Here is a 13,740-nt window from a genome sequence, read left to right on the forward strand (position 1 = left end):
GCCTTGGGACGGCCGGGGCCTTCGTGCGTGTTTCCCGTCTTCCGGGAGGAGCGCGGCCGGCTCTGGATGCGGTACGGGGGCTGCCGGGCGAGACTGCGTGGAGCGGAACACAGGCCGGGCCGTGGTCCGTGGTGCGTCGGGACCCTCCGGCGGGCGCACGGCGGCCCGGGGCCGCGCGGATCACGCCGGTGGTACGCCGATGCGCCCTCCCGCCGGGTGGGCGTGCCGCACTAGGGTCTGGCGGCGCCCGGCAGGCGGCGGCGCGACGACCGGCCCGATCGGCCCGACCGGCCCGGGGCCCGGCAGGAGGAGGCGGCCATGGTACGGCGATGGGTGCCGACGTTCGTGCTCGGCGGGCTGTGGTGGTGGGCCGTGCTGCGGCTCGTGCTGGACCCGGCCGACGCGGGGCTCGTCGAGGGTGCGGTTGCGGCGGGCGGCTGGGGGCTGAGCCTGCTTCCGGTGCACGTGGCGGCGACCGCCGGGCCCGCGGGGGCCGGAGTGGCCGGCCGGTGGGGGGCCGGGGTGCTGAAGGGTGCGGAGCGGGTCCTGCGGGCTGTCGGAGGGCGGGGCGTGGAGCGGGTCCTGCGGACTTCGGGAGGGTGGTGCGTGGAGCGGGGTCTGCGGGCCACCGGAAGGCGGCGGGTGCGGATCCTGCGGGCTACCAGGGCATGGCTACGCCGCCGTTCGGGCGGAGGATCTGGCCGGTCATGAAGGACGAGGCGTCGGACGCGAGGTGTAGCACGGTGTGGGCCACGTCCTCCGGCTCGCCCACCCGCCCGAGCGGCGAGAGCCGCGTCATCGTCGCCTCCACCCGTTGCTGCCGGTCCGTTTCGTGGCGGGCGGTCATGGATGTACGGATCCAGCCCGGGGCGACGGCGTTGACCCGGATCGCGTGCGGTCCCAGTTCGGTCGCCAGCGTCTTCGTCAGCTGGACGACCGCCGCCTTGGCCACGCTGTAGCAGAGCAGGCCGGGGCCGGCGGAGTCGACGGCTCCCGAGGCCATGGTGACCAGTGAGCCGGGGGAGCCTCGCTCGACCATGCCGCGGGCCACTTCCTGGCAGGCGTACAGCACGCCCTTGAAGTTGACCGCCAGAACGCGGTCGAGGTCCTGGTCCGAGGTCTCCAGGACGCTGCTCGTGTGCATGATCCCGGCGACGGCCGCCAGAATGTCGAGCTCGCCCGCCGCCACCACCGCGGCCCGGACCTGATCACGGTCGGTGACATCGAGGACGTGGATGCGGGCGCGGGCGGTGCCGCCCGCTTCATCGGCCAGCCGCAGGGTCTCCCGCAGGCCCTCCTCGTCCACGTCCGCGCAGTGCACGGCGGCGCCCGCGGAGGCGAGCAGGACGGCACAGGCCCGGCCGATGCCGCCCGCCGCGCCGGTGACGAACGCCGAGCGGTCGGTGAGGTCGTAGACGGAGCGGCTTGCGGAAGGGGGCGTGGTGAGGCTCATGACCGGACGGTACGACCGTATCTGACGGGGCGTCAACTATGGGGTGGGGCCCGACTGGCAGCGCGGACACCAGTAGGCGGGGCGGCCGTCGAGGTCCGCGGTGCGGACGGGGGTGCCGCAGCGCAGGCAGGGACGGCCGGCCCTCCCGTACACCCAGAGCCGTTCCTTCGGGGTGCGGCCGGGGCCGCGGCGGGCCGGGGCGGTGGTGGTGCGGACAGGGCGGTCGCGATTGGCTTCGAGGAGCTGCTTGGCCGTCGTGACCAGCCGGGCCGCGGTGGGGGCGGGCAGATCGCCGATGGGGAGCCAGGGGGTGGCGCGGGCCAGGAAGCAGAGCTCGGCCTGGTAGACGTTGCCGATTCCGGCGAGATTGCGCTGGTCCAGCAGGGCCTCGCCGAGAGGGCGGCCGGGGTCGGCGAGCAGATTGCGCAGGGCGGCTTCGGAGTCCCAGCCGGGGCCGAGCAGATCGGGGCCGAGATGACCGACCGCCTTCTCCTCGTCCTGGGTGCGCAGGAGTTCGAGGACGGGCAGCCGGTAGCCGACCGCGGTGTGCTCGGCGTTGCCGAGGATCGCGCGGATCTGGTGGGCGGGGCCGCCGCGCCACCGCTCGCCGACGGCGTAGACACGCCAGGCGCCGTCCATCCGGAGATGGCTGTGCAGGGTGAGACCACCCTCGACGCGGGTGAGGAGATGCTTGCCGCGCGGGACCACGTCCAGCACCTTCCGGCCGGTGAGGTCGGCAGTGGCGAACCGGGGCACGCGCAGGTCGCAGCGGGTGAGTGTGCGGTCGGCGAGCGCGGTGTGCAGACGTCCGGCCGTCTGCAGGACGGTGTCTCCTTCGGGCATGCCTCCATGATGCGGGCGGGGAGGGTACGTGAGCGGTGCCGCGCCCTCCGGCCGGACTCAGGCGCGCAGGCGCAGCCCTCTCGGTGTGGCCAGGAAACCGGCCGTCTCCAGGGTGCGGCCGAGCGGGGAGGTCAGCGAGGGTATGCCGTTGGCGCGCTCGACCGTGACCGTGCCGAGGGCCCCGGAGCGGGCGGCCCCCGCCAGTGCCCCGGCGGCCGCGAGGAGCGCGGGGTCGTCCGGGTCGGCGGGCCAGGCGAGCAGCGTCTTGCCGCCGCGCTCCATGTACATGGTCAGCTCGCCGTCGACCAGCACCACCAGGGCGCCCGCCTTGCGGCCGGGCTTGTGGGCGGCACCGTCCGGCGGCTCGGGCCAGGGCAGGGCCGCCCCGTAGGCGTTGGCCGGATCGGCGGCGGCGAGGACCAGGGCCCGGGGCGTGGCGCCCGGCTCCCGGCGGTCGAGCGCGGTGGACGTGGCGCGCAGCCGGTCCACCGCGCCGTCCATCGCGAACTGCGCCGCCCCCAGCCCCTCGACCACATAGCCCCGCCGGGCCTGCCCGTTGTCCTCGAAGGCGGACAGGACGCGGTACGTCGCGGAGAAGCCGCCCTCGACCCCTTCGGCCTGGACCGCGCCGCGGGTCACCACGCCATGGCGGTCGAGCAGCGTACGGGCCAGGGCGTGGGCGCGGTGCGTGGGATCGGGCTCGGCGGCGGGCAGCAGGGACCAGCGGCCCGAGACGGTCGGCGGGCCGGTGCGGGAGACGGGCCGGGCGGAGGCGAGCGAGCCGTACCGGCCGCGCGGGACACTGCGTCTGGCACGGTGGGCCGTCGCCCCCGCCGTACGGCCGGAGCCCAGCAGGGCGCGCAGGGGTGCGAGCGTGTCATTGGTGAGTCGGCCCGACCAGGCCAGCTCCCAGATGGCGTCGGCCAGTTGCGGATCGGTGCAGTCCGGATGAGTGGTGGCGCGGACCTGGTCGGCGATCTGCCGGAAGAACAGGCCGTATCCGCCGCTCAGGGCGGTCAGGACGGATGCGTGCAACGCGCTGAGCTCCAGCGGGTGAGGGGGCGGCAGGAGCAGCGGGGCGCTGTCGGCCGGACAGAGGGAGAGCCAGCCGTCCTTGCCGGGGAGGGCGCCCGCACCGGCCCACACGACCTCGCCGGTAGTGGTCAGTTCGTCGAGCAGCGCGGGGGTGTAGTCCGTGACCCGGCCCGGCAGGATCAGCTTCTCCAGCGCGGACGCCGGGACCGGCGCGCCCTGCAACTGCTCCACGGCACGGGCCAGTCCGTCGATTCCGCGCAGGCGGTTGCCGCCGAGGTGCTGCCACTGCGGGAGGAACCCGGCGAGGGCGGCGGGCGGGACCGGCTCCAGCTCGTGGCGGAGCGCGGCGAGCGAACGTCGGCGCAGCCGGCGCAGCACGTCGGCGTCGCACCACTCCTGGCCGATCCCGGCGGGGTGGAACTCGCCCTGGACGACCCGGCCGGTCCCGGCGAGCCGTTGCAGCGCCCCGTCGGTGACCGCGGCGCCGAGGCCGAAGCGGGCGGCGGCGCCGGTGGACGTGAACGGGCCGTGCGTCCGGGCGTAGCGGGACAGGAGGTCGCCCAGCGGGTCCTTCACGGGCTCGGTGAACGCCTCGGGGACGCCGACCGGCAGGGCGGTCCCCAGAGCGTCCCGCAGGCGGCCCGCGTCCTCGATCGCGGCCCAGTGGTCCGCCCCGCCGATCCGCACCCGGATGGCCCGGCGGGCGGTGGCCAGCTCCGGGGCCCACGACGGACGGGCGCCACGCTCCGCCAGCTCCTCGTCGGTGAGCGGGCCGAGGACCCGCAGCAGATCGGCGACGCCTTCCGCGTCCTTGATCCGGCGGTCCTCGGTCAGCCACTGGAGCTCCCGCTCCAGCTCGGTCAGCACCTCCGCGTCCAGCAGCTCGCGCAGCTCCGCCCGGCCGAGGAGTTCCGCCAGGAGGCGGGAGTCCAGGGAGAGCGCGGCGGCCCGCCGCTCGGCCAGCGGCGAGTCGCCCTCGTACAGGAACTGGGCGACGTAGCCGAACAGGAGCGAGCGGGCGAAGGGGGAGGGCTCCGGAGTGGTCACCTCGACCAGCCGGACGCGGCGCGCTTCCAGGTCGCCCATGAGTTCCGTGAGCCCGGGCACGTCGAAGACGTCCTGGAGGCATTCGCGGACCGCCTCCAGGACGATCGGGAAGGAGCCGAACTCCGAGGCGACCTGGAGCAGTTGCGCGGCGCGCTGGCGCTGCTGCCACAGCGGGGTGCGCTTCCCGGGGCTGCGGCGCGGCAGCAGCAGGGCACGGGCCGCGCACTCGCGGAACCGGGAGGCGAACAGGGCCGAGCCGCCGACCTGATCGGTGACGATCTGCTCGATGTCCCCCTTGTCGAACGTCACATCAGCGGCTCCGACCGGCGGTTGCTCGCTGTCGTACGAGAGGACCGGTGGTGGGGCCGGGGCCCCGGCCGTCTCCTGGACCGGGTCCTCGGGATCGAAGTCCAGGAGATCCAGACCCATCAGATCGGCGTCGGGCAGCCGGAGGACGATGCCGTCGTCGGCATGCATCACCTGGGCGTCCATGCCGTAGCGCTCGGCGAGGCGGGCGCCCAGCGCGAGCGCCCACGGGGCATGGACCTGCGCACCGAACGGGGAATGGACCACGACCCGCCAGTCCCCCAGCTCGTCGCGGAAACGCTCGACGAGAATGGTCCGGTCGTCCGGCACATGGCCGCAGGCGCGGCGCTGTTCGTCGAGGTACGCAAGGGTGTTGTCGGCGGCCCAGGCGTCGAGACCGGCGGCGAGCAGCCTGGCCCGGGCGTCCTCGGGCGGCAGCCCGCCGATCTCCCGGAGGAACGCCCCCAGGGCGCGCCCGAGCTCCAGCGGGCGGCCCAGCTGGTCGCCCTTCCAGAACGGCAGCCGCCCGGGCACACCGGGCGCGGGCGACACCAGGACCCGGTCGCGGGTGATGTCCTCGATCCGCCAGGAGGTGGTGCCGAGCGTGAAGACGTCACCGACCCGGGACTCGTACACCATCTCCTCGTCGAGCTCCCCGACCCGGCCGCCGCCCTTCTTGGGGTCGGCTCCGGCGAGGAAGACACCGAAGAGCCCCCGGTCGGGAATGGTCCCTCCGGAGGTGACGGCGAGCCGCTGTGCGCCCGGGCGCCCCGTGACCGTGCCGGCCACCCGGTCCCAGACCACGCGCGGGCGCAGCTCGGCGAAGGCGTCGGAGGGGTAGCGGCCGGCGAGCATGTCCAGCACCGCGGTGAAGGCGGACTCGGGCAGCGAGGCGAAGGGCGCGGCGCGGCGGACCGCCGCCAGCAGCTCGTCCACCTGCCAGGTGTCCAGGGCGACCATGGCGACCAGCTGCTGGGCCAGCACGTCCAGGGGATTGGCCGGTACACGGAGCGCCTCGATGGACCCCTCGCGCATCCGCTCGGTGACCACGGCCGACTGCACCAGATCGCCCCGGTACTTCGGGAAGACCACACCGGTGGAGACCGCACCGACCTGGTGCCCGGCCCGGCCGACCCGTTGCAGACCGGAGGCGACCGACGGCGGCGACTCCACCTGGATCACGAGATCGACCGCTCCCATGTCGATGCCCAGCTCCAGACTGGAGGTGGCGACGACGGCAGGCAGTCTGCCCGCCTTCAGATCCTCCTCCACCTGGGCGCGCTGCTCCTTGGAGACCGACCCGTGGTGGGCGCGGGCGAGCAGCGCAGGGGCGCCCTTCGCCGCACCGGACTCGGCCATGAGCTCGGCGGGGGAGTGGGACTCGGCCATCGGCTCGCCGGTCAGCCGTTCGTACGCGATCTCGTTGAGGCGGTTGCACAGCCGCTCGGCGAGGCGGCGGGAATTGGCGAAGACGATGGTGGAGCGGTGTTTCTGGACGAGATCGACGATCCGCTCCTCGACGTGGGGCCAGATCGACGGCTTGTCCGCCTGCCCCGCCTGGTCGGGGCCGGTGGCGGGGGAGCCGCCGAGCTCCCCGAGATCCTCGACCGGCACGACCACCGACAGATCGAACCGCTTGGTGGACGGCGGCTGGACGATCTCCACCCTGCGCCGGGGCGAGAGGAAGCGCGCCACCTCGTCGACCGGACGGACCGTCGCCGACAGGCCGATCCGCCGTGCGGGACGCGGCAGCAGCTCGTCGAGCCGCTCCAGCGACACGGCGAGATGGGCGCCGCGCTTCGTGCCCGCCACGGCGTGCACCTCGTCGAGGATCACCGTCTCGACACCGGACAGCGCCTCCCGGGCCGAGGAGGTCAGCATCAGGAACAGCGATTCGGGCGTGGTGATCAGGATGTCCGGCGGGCGGGTCGCCATCGAGCGGCGCTCGGCGGCCGGGGTGTCCCCGGAACGAATGCCCACCCGCACCTCCGGCTCGGGCAGCCCGAGCCGCACCGACTCCTGGCGGATCCCGGTCAGCGGCGAACGGAGGTTGCGCTCTACATCGACCGCGAGCGCCTTGAGGGGCGAGACGTACAGCACACGGCAGCGCTTCTTGGCCTCGGCCGGCGGTGGTACGGACGCCAGCGCGTCCAGCGAGGCGAGGAACGCGGCGAGGGTCTTGCCGGAGCCCGTCGGCGCGACGACCAGCACGTCCGAACCCTCGGCGATGGCGCGCCAGGCACCCTCCTGCGCGGCGGTGGGCGCGCGGAAGGCACCCGCGAACCAGCCGCGGGTCGCGGGGGAGAACGAATCGAGTGCGGAGCCGGCCATGTCCCCCATCGTGCACCCCGCCACTGACAACGGCCCCGACCGTCCTCGGCGACCCGCCCCCGCGCCGCCCACGTAACGTTCGCGTCGTGGCAGATCAGACAACATTTCCAGACGGGGACGGCGCGTCGGCCGACAGGCCGGACCCCGGCACGCCCGGCCCCGGAACCGGGCCGGACCCGGGCGGGGCGAAGCCGGACGCCGCCGTCGTCCGTGACGCGCTCGGCGTCGGCATAGCCGTCGGCCTCTCCGGCTTCGCCTTCGGTGTGACCTCGGCCGGAGCCGGACTGAGCCTGTGGCAGACCTGCGCGCTCAGCCTCGCGGTCTTCACCGGCGCCTCGCAGTTCGCGCTCGTCGGCGCGCTCGCCGCGGGCGGCAACCCGTACACGGCGGCCGCCGGGGCGTTCTTCCTCGGCGTGCGCAACTCCTTCTACGGACTGCGGCTCTCGCAGCTGCTGGCCCTCCCGAAGGCGCTCCGTCCCTTCGCCGCGCAGTGGATCATTGACGAGACGACCGCCGTGACGCTGTCGCAGCCGACCCGGCGCGCTGCCCGCATCGGCTTCACCGTCACCGGGCTGAGCCTGTACGTGCTGTGGAACCTGACCACGCTGCTGGGAGCCCTCGGCGCCGAGGCGCTCGGCGACACCGACGCCTGGGGGCTGGACGCGGCGTCGCCCGCGGTCTTCCTCGCCCTGCTCGCGCCGATGCTGAAGAGCACCACCGAACGCGTCGCCGCGGGGCTCGCGGTGCTGCTCGCGCTCGGCCTGCTGCCCGTACTGCCGGCCGGTGTCCCCGTCCTGCTGTCCGCGCTCGCCGCACCCGCCGTCCTCTTCCTCGGCGGGCGCCGCAGGAGCACCACCAGGGGGACGGTCACCGAGAAGAGGGACCGATGAACGTCTGGATCGCCATCGCGCTGACCGCGGTGGGCTGCTACCTCGCCAAACTGCTCGGGCTGCTGGTTCCCGCCGGTCTGCTGGAACGCCCGCTCACCCAGCGGCTCGCGGCGCTCCTGCCCGTGGCACTGCTGGCCGCCCTCACCGCGCAGCAGACCTTCGGAGACGGGCAGCAGCTGGCGCTGGACGCCAGGGCGGCCGGGCTCGCCGCGGCGGCCCTCGCGCTGGTGCTGCGCGCCCCCTTCCTGGTCGTGGTGGGCGCCGCCGTGGTCGTCACCGCGGGGGTACGCGCCCTCGGCTAGGACACACCCGACCGGACCGGGCAACGGGCGCCGGGGGCTCAGTCGAGGCCCCGTCCGTGGGCGCGCAGCGTCAGAAGGGCCCGGAGTGTCACCAGGGGCCGCCCCTCCAGCGCGGTCCCCGGAGCCCACTGCCGCCAGCTGACCGGCCAGCCGCCGTCCGTCTGCTGCTCGGCCGCGAGGTGGTCGAGCGAACGGGACAGCTCCTCGTCGGTGAACCAGCGCCGGGCGAGGGAGTCGGGCGTACGGGCGTAGTCGTACGGAAAGTGCTGCTCACCCGGCGCGTATCCGGCCGCGACCGGGTACTCCGCGCGCCGCCCCGGTTCGAGCACCACGAGCCGCTGCTCCCGCACCAGCCGCCCGAGCCGGTCGGCCGCCGCCTCCGCCCGTGCCCGGTCCGGGGCACCGTCCAGGAAGGCGAGGGCGGCCTCGATCTCGTACGGATGCGAGCGGTCCAGCGCCTCCACCGCGGCCCAGCAGAAGTCGGTGGCCCGGAACAGCCAGGCGTGCCACACGGCGTTGCGGTGCAGCAGGCCGACGACCGGGCCGGTGGTCAGGAGCTCCGCGGGAGGGTGGTCGACGATCGGGATGAAAGGCGCGGCGGGGTAGCCGCGCTGCGTCGGCAGCAGGGCCGGAAGCGCGCCCTCCTTGGTCGACACCTCGGTGAGGAAGCGGCAGATCCGTTCCACCCGCAGTCCGTCGCAGCGCCCGATGGAATCCAGCACATTGAGCGCGTGCGCGGTGTGCAGCGGCTGACTGACGGGTCCGCGCAGATCGGGCTCGAGCCCGTGCCCGTAGCCGCCGTCCTCGTTCAGATAGGCGGCGAGCGCGGTCTCCACGGCGTCCGCGCTGCCTTCCAGGAAGTGATGAGCGAACCGCCGCTGCTCCAGTACACGGGCCGTGAGCCAGATGAACTGCTCGGCACGATTGAGGGGACTTGTTCCGGTTCCAGCCATGGACCGACCGTAGGGCGGTAAGCGCTCTCGGCAAGACGTAGCGGCCGGGCTGCACTCTCAGGAGCGGGATACTGAGGTCATGCGGTTGACGATTTTCTGGGAACGGATGGCGGACCACTTCGGCGAGGCGTACGCCGACTCCTTCGCGCGTGATCACGTGATGGCCGAGCTCGGCGGGCAGACCGTGCACCAGGCACTGGCCTCGGGGTGGGAGACCAAGGACGTCTGGCGCGGGGTCTGTGCCGCGGTCGGTATCCCCGCCGACAGGCGCTGACCCCGGCCGGTCGGCGGCCGGACCTGTGCCGTTGCCCGGGGCGGACGGCTGTTCGTCACCGCGGTGGGTGAGACTGGGTGCGTGGCACCGACAGACGAGACAGCACAGACCCGGCCGATTTCCACCCCACCCGTCCCGCCCGCCGTGCCTTCCGCGGCGCCGGCCGGCGGGTCGGCGCGCATGCCCGCGTGGCTGCCGCGCGCCATGGTGCTCGCCCTGGCGCTCTACGCGTGCTACCGGCTCGGCAGCTGGGCGTTCGACCAGCTCATCGGGCTGCTGATCAACGTCCTGATCTCGTTCTTCCTCGCGCTCGCCATCGAACCGGCGGTGAGCCGGATGTCGGCGCGCGGCATGCGCCGCGGCCTCGCCACCTTCCTGGTCTTCCTCGTGGTGCTGATCGCCGGGGTGGGCTTCGTCGTACTGCTCGGTTCGATGCTCGCGGGCCAGATCGTCGACATGGTCGAGGAGTTCCCGAAGTATCTGGACTCGGTGATCAACTGGGTCAACCAGAGCTTCCACACCGACCTCTCCCGGGTCGAGGTCCAGGACAGCCTGCTCCACTCCGACTGGCTGCAGAAGTACGTCCAGAACAGCGCGACCGGCGTGCTCGACATATCCACCACGGTGCTGGGCGGGCTGTTCCGGCTGCTGACGATCTCCCTGTTCTCGTTCTACTTCGCGGCCGACGGCCCCAGGCTGCGGCGGGCCCTGTGCTCCGTGCTGCCGCCCGCCCGGCAGGCGGAGGTCCTGCGGGCCTGGGAGATCGCGGTCGACAAGACCGGGGGCTACCTCTACTCGCGCGGCCTGATGGCCCTCATCTCCGGGATCGCGCACTACGTCCTGCTGGTGATCCTCGGGGTTCCCTACGCGCCCGCGCTGGCCATCTGGGTCGGGCTGGTGTCCCAGTTCATCCCCACGATCGGTACGTACCTGGCGGGTGCCCTGCCCATGCTGATCGCGTTCACCGTCGACCCGTGGTACGCGCTGTGGGTGCTCGGCTTCGTCGTGGTCTACCAGCAGTTCGAGAACTACGCCCTGCAGCCCAAACTCACCTCCAGGACCGTCGACATCCATCCCGCGGTCGCCTTCGGGTCGGTCATCGCGGGCACGGCGCTGATGGGCGCGGTGGGCGCGCTGATCGCGATCCCGGCCGTCGCCACGCTCCAGGCCTTCCTCGGCGCGTACGTGAAGCGCTACGACGTCACGGACGACCCGCGCATGCACGGCCCGGGCCGACGCGGCCGGGGTGAGTCGTTGCTCACGCGGCTGCGCCGTTCCTGGCGGGCCCCGGGAAGCGAGGAGAGCGCAGGGAACGCGCAGGGCGAGCGCTCTGCCGGGAGCCCGGAGGCTCCGGAGACCGCCTGACCGGAGAGCCCGGCGGGGCGGCGTGGTGCGCTTGACACTAAAATCGAACATCCATTCTCATGGGATTCCGGCCGGGCTTTCCCGGGCCCGACCGCGGAGTTATCCACAGGCCGGGAGGACGTCGAGGCCCATTGTCAGTGGCAGGGGTTAGCGTCTTTGACGTGAAGCGATCGACTCAAGCAAATCGGGTGGAACCCATGGCAGGAACCGACCGCGAGAAGGCGCTGGACGCCGCACTCGCACAGATTGAACGGCAATTCGGCAAGGGCGCGGTCATGCGCCTCGGTGAGCGGCCGAACGAGCCCATCGAAGTGATCCCCACCGGGTCGACCGCCCTCGACGTGGCCCTCGGCGTCGGCGGCCTGCCGCGCGGCCGAGTGGTGGAGGTGTACGGACCGGAGTCCTCCGGCAAGACGACGCTGACGCTGCACGCCGTGGCGAACGCGCAGAAGCAGGGCGGCTCGGTCGCCTTCATCGACGCTGAGCACGCCCTCGACCCCGAGTACGCGAAGAAGCTCGGCGTCGACATCGACAACCTGATCCTGTCCCAGCCGGACAACGGTGAGCAGGCCCTGGAGATCGTGGACATGCTGGTCCGCTCCGGCGCCCTCGACCTGATCGTCATCGACTCCGTCGCGGCGCTCGTGCCGCGTGCGGAGATCGAGGGCGAGATGGGTGACTCGCACGTGGGTCTGCAGGCCCGTCTGATGAGCCAGGCGCTCCGCAAGATCACCAGTGCGCTCAACCAGTCCAAGACCACCGCGATCTTCATCAACCAGCTCCGCGAGAAGATCGGTGTGATGTTCGGCTCGCCGGAGACCACGACCGGTGGCCGGGCGCTCAAGTTCTACGCCTCGGTGCGCCTCGACATCCGCCGGATCGAGACGCTGAAGGACGGCACCGACGCCGTCGGCAACCGCACCCGCGTCAAGATCGTCAAGAACAAGGTCGCGCCGCCCTTCAAGCAGGCCGAGTTCGACATCCTCTACGGCCAGGGCATCAGCCGTGAGGGCGGCCTGATCGACATGGGTGTGGAGCACGGCTTCGTCCGCAAGGCGGGAGCCTGGTACACCTACGAGGGCGATCAGCTCGGCCAGGGCAAGGAGAACGCCCGCAACTTCCTCAAGGACAACCCCGACCTCGCCAACGAGATCGAGAAGAAGATCCTGGTGAAGCTGGGCATCGGCGTCAGGCCGGAGGACGCCGAGTCCGGTGCGGACGCGACGGCCGGTGCGGCGGCTCCGGCCGACAGCGCGAAGACGGCGGCCGCTCCGGCGGGCAAGAGCAAGCCGGCCAAGACCGCGGCGGCAAAGAGCTAGGGCCTGCGCCGTGACACGTCGTACGGAGTGGCCGATCGGCGCCGGTGACCATCCCACCGGTTCCGGTTCCGGCCGCGGCGTTCCCGCAGGGCAGACGGCCGAGCCCGGGGGGGCGTACGAGCAGGCGGCCGGATTCGGCGAGGGAGCGGGCCGAGGCGTCCGCTCCCGCACCAGAAGCAGCGGCTCCCCTTCCTCGTCGAGGGCCGAGAAAGGGGAGCCGCGAGACCCGGTCGAGCAGGCACGCAACATCTGCCTGCGATTGCTCACCGGAACGCCGCGCACCCGCAAACAGCTCGCGGATGCCCTGCGCAAGCGGGAGATCCCGGACGAGGCGGCCGAGGAAGTCCTCTCCCGCTTCGAGGACGTCGGGCTGATCGATGACGCGGCGTTCGCGGACGCCTGGGTGGAGTCCCGGCACCACGGCCGGGGCCTGGCCCGCCGGGCTCTCGTTCGCGAGCTGCGTACCAAGGGGGTGGACGCCGCGGTCATCGACGAGGCCGTCGGGCAGCTGGACCACGAGCAGGAGGAGGCGACCGCCCGGGAGCTGGTCGCGCGCAAGCTGCGGTCCACCCGGGGCCTGGACCGCGAGAAGCGGCTGCGCCGCCTGGCGGGCATGCTCGCGCGCAAGGGGTACGGGGAGGGCATGGCCCTGCGCGTGGTGCGGCAGGCGCTGGAAGAGGAGGGTGAGGACACGGAGGGGCTGGACGAGCCCTTCTGACCAAACGCGCGCTCGGCCGCGAGGGGCGGTGTGGGATGCCGGGCCGAAGGGGCCGCGGGGAGCCCTGTGCGGGAGAGGCCGTGATCATTGTCCGGCGCGGGTGGCGCGGGCGATGGTGGCGTCGATCAGGGCCAGCGCGTCCGCGGCGGTTCGGCCGGGGCAGCGGTTCCAGGGACCGATCAGCCCGGTCCAGCCCTGGGCGCGGAGTTCGGTGATGAGCCAGGCGCCGGCCCGGTCCACGGTGCCGAGGGAGCCGTAGCCCAGACGGTGTGCGGTGAGGAGGGCGCCGCAGACGCACCGTGCGCCACGGGCGTTGCGGAGCCGGTACGGGGTGTTCTGCCAGCCCCACTCGGTCAGGACCTGCCGTGCGTGCGCGAGATGGACGGAGGGCCGCACGTCGGGCTGGCCGATGCGCCGCCAGGAGTGGAGCCGGTCGGGGAGGACCGCGCCGAGTCGGCCGGGCAGCGGCCGTTCGCGCGGCGGGGCCGCGGGCAGAGCGCGCACGGACTCGGCGATGAGCCGTTCGACCGGGACGGACAGCAGATCGCGCCAGTCGGTGGGGCGGTGGTCGGGCACGAGCGGCTGCACGGGGCCGGGGGAGGGCGGGGGCACGGGTTCGGGAGCCGTGAGGTCCCAGCCGTTGACGATCTGCTGCCAGACCTCGCTGTCATGGAGGCGGGCGGCGTGAGCGTCGAGCTGGTCGGGGGTGAGCGGGCAGGCGGGGGCGGGGGGCGGCATGGGCACGTGGTCTCCGTCATGTCGGTCCTTGGCGTCGAGGTGAATGTCGGCCGGGTACGGGGATCGCTCCACCGGAGCGAGGCGTTCGGGTGTGTCGGCGCGGATCAGGGGGAACGGCCGACGGCAAATGGGGGTAGGCGCCGAGCGGCCGGGCTCCGTACGCGAC

General features: G+C 73.2%; 11 protein-coding genes. 6 read left to right on the forward strand and 5 right to left on the reverse strand.

Features of this window, described 5'->3' with window-relative positions; all coding sequences use genetic code 11:
- Positions 1–658 precede the first annotated feature (658 nt).
- The 3 genes from ACFCV8_RS31720 to ACFCV8_RS31730 are packed head-to-tail and all read right to left on the reverse strand — an operon-like array spanning position 659 to position 7,015.
- A complete protein-coding gene (locus ACFCV8_RS31720; RefSeq protein WP_376688942.1) occupies positions 659–1,453 on the reverse strand; it encodes an SDR family NAD(P)-dependent oxidoreductase in 795 nt (264 codons plus the stop codon).
- A 36-nt stretch (positions 1,454–1,489) separates the two neighbouring features.
- A complete protein-coding gene (locus ACFCV8_RS31725; RefSeq protein WP_376688943.1) occupies positions 1,490–2,296 on the reverse strand; it encodes a DNA-formamidopyrimidine glycosylase family protein in 807 nt (268 codons plus the stop codon).
- Positions 2,297–2,353: 57 nt separating this feature from the next.
- Positions 2,354–7,015: a DEAD/DEAH box helicase gene (locus ACFCV8_RS31730; RefSeq protein WP_376688944.1), complete on the reverse strand. Its 4,662-nt coding sequence runs from the start codon at positions 7,013–7,015 to the stop codon at positions 2,354–2,356.
- A gap of 86 nt (positions 7,016–7,101) precedes the next feature.
- Between ACFCV8_RS31730 and ACFCV8_RS31735 the strand changes: the two genes are divergently transcribed.
- Together ACFCV8_RS31735 and ACFCV8_RS31740 are read left to right on the forward strand one after the other, a co-directional pair.
- The gene (locus ACFCV8_RS31735) at positions 7,102–7,905 is read left to right on the forward strand and encodes an AzlC family ABC transporter permease (protein WP_376688945.1); all 804 of its coding nucleotides are present in this window, start codon (positions 7,102–7,104) and stop codon (positions 7,903–7,905) included.
- On the forward strand, positions 7,902–8,207 hold the full coding sequence (locus ACFCV8_RS31740) for an AzlD domain-containing protein (protein ID WP_376688946.1): 306 nt from the start codon (positions 7,902–7,904) through the stop codon (positions 8,205–8,207). Before ACFCV8_RS31735 ends, ACFCV8_RS31740 begins: the two co-directional genes overlap by 4 nt.
- A gap of 38 nt (positions 8,208–8,245) precedes the next feature.
- Here ACFCV8_RS31740 and ACFCV8_RS31745 read toward each other — a convergent pair whose 3' ends face one another.
- Positions 8,246–9,160, reverse strand: coding sequence for a hypothetical protein (locus ACFCV8_RS31745; RefSeq protein WP_376688947.1), 915 nt, complete (start codon positions 9,158–9,160; stop codon positions 8,246–8,248).
- A gap of 79 nt (positions 9,161–9,239) precedes the next feature.
- On the opposite strand from ACFCV8_RS31745, the gene ACFCV8_RS31750 reads away from it, so the two are divergent.
- The 4 genes from ACFCV8_RS31750 to recX all read left to right on the forward strand — a co-directional run bounded on the left by ACFCV8_RS31750 (position 9,240) and on the right by recX (position 12,836).
- The gene (locus ACFCV8_RS31750) at positions 9,240–9,434 is read left to right on the forward strand and encodes a DUF3046 domain-containing protein (RefSeq protein WP_376688948.1); all 195 of its coding nucleotides are present in this window, start codon (positions 9,240–9,242) and stop codon (positions 9,432–9,434) included.
- A 180-nt stretch (positions 9,435–9,614) separates the two neighbouring features.
- On the forward strand, positions 9,615–10,799 hold the full coding sequence (locus ACFCV8_RS31755) for an AI-2E family transporter (RefSeq protein ID WP_376688949.1): 1,185 nt from the start codon (positions 9,615–9,617) through the stop codon (positions 10,797–10,799).
- Between the two features lie 197 nt (positions 10,800–10,996).
- Positions 10,997–12,118, forward strand: coding sequence for a recombinase RecA (recA, locus tag ACFCV8_RS31760; protein ID WP_376688950.1), 1,122 nt, complete (start codon positions 10,997–10,999; stop codon positions 12,116–12,118).
- A gap of 10 nt (positions 12,119–12,128) precedes the next feature.
- The gene (recX, locus tag ACFCV8_RS31765; RefSeq protein WP_376688951.1) at positions 12,129–12,836 is read left to right on the forward strand and encodes a recombination regulator RecX; all 708 of its coding nucleotides are present in this window, start codon (positions 12,129–12,131) and stop codon (positions 12,834–12,836) included.
- Positions 12,837–12,920: 84 nt separating this feature from the next.
- Here recX and ACFCV8_RS31770 read toward each other — a convergent pair whose 3' ends face one another.
- The gene (locus tag ACFCV8_RS31770; protein ID WP_376688952.1) at positions 12,921–13,574 is read right to left on the reverse strand and encodes a hypothetical protein; all 654 of its coding nucleotides are present in this window, start codon (positions 13,572–13,574) and stop codon (positions 12,921–12,923) included.
- Between the last annotated feature and the right edge of the window lie 166 nt (positions 13,575–13,740).

Source organism: Streptomyces sp. NPDC056347, from assembly GCF_042262625.1.
Lineage (GTDB): Bacteria > Actinomycetota > Actinomycetes > Streptomycetales > Streptomycetaceae > Streptomyces.

Excerpts from the sequence above, each read along its gene's own strand:
- ACFCV8_RS31720 (WP_376688942.1), bottom strand. The coding sequence starts at position 1,453 with ATGAGCCTCACCACGCCCCCTTCCGCAAGCCGCTCCGTCTACGACCTC.
- ACFCV8_RS31725 (WP_376688943.1), bottom strand. The coding sequence starts at position 2,296 with ATGCCCGAAGGAGACACCGTCCTGCAGACGGCCGGACGTCTGCACACC.
- ACFCV8_RS31730 (WP_376688944.1), bottom strand. The coding sequence starts at position 7,015 with ATGGCCGGCTCCGCACTCGATTCGTTCTCCCCCGCGACCCGCGGCTGG.
- ACFCV8_RS31740 (WP_376688946.1), top strand. The coding sequence starts at position 7,902 with ATGAACGTCTGGATCGCCATCGCGCTGACCGCGGTGGGCTGCTACCTC.
- ACFCV8_RS31745 (WP_376688947.1), bottom strand. The coding sequence starts at position 9,160 with ATGGCTGGAACCGGAACAAGTCCCCTCAATCGTGCCGAGCAGTTCATC.
- ACFCV8_RS31750 (WP_376688948.1), top strand. The coding sequence starts at position 9,240 with ATGCGGTTGACGATTTTCTGGGAACGGATGGCGGACCACTTCGGCGAG.
- ACFCV8_RS31755 (WP_376688949.1), top strand. The coding sequence starts at position 9,615 with ATGCCCGCGTGGCTGCCGCGCGCCATGGTGCTCGCCCTGGCGCTCTAC.
- recA (WP_376688950.1), top strand. The coding sequence starts at position 10,997 with ATGGCAGGAACCGACCGCGAGAAGGCGCTGGACGCCGCACTCGCACAG.
- ACFCV8_RS31770 (WP_376688952.1), bottom strand. The coding sequence starts at position 13,574 with ATGCCGCCCCCCGCCCCCGCCTGCCCGCTCACCCCCGACCAGCTCGAC.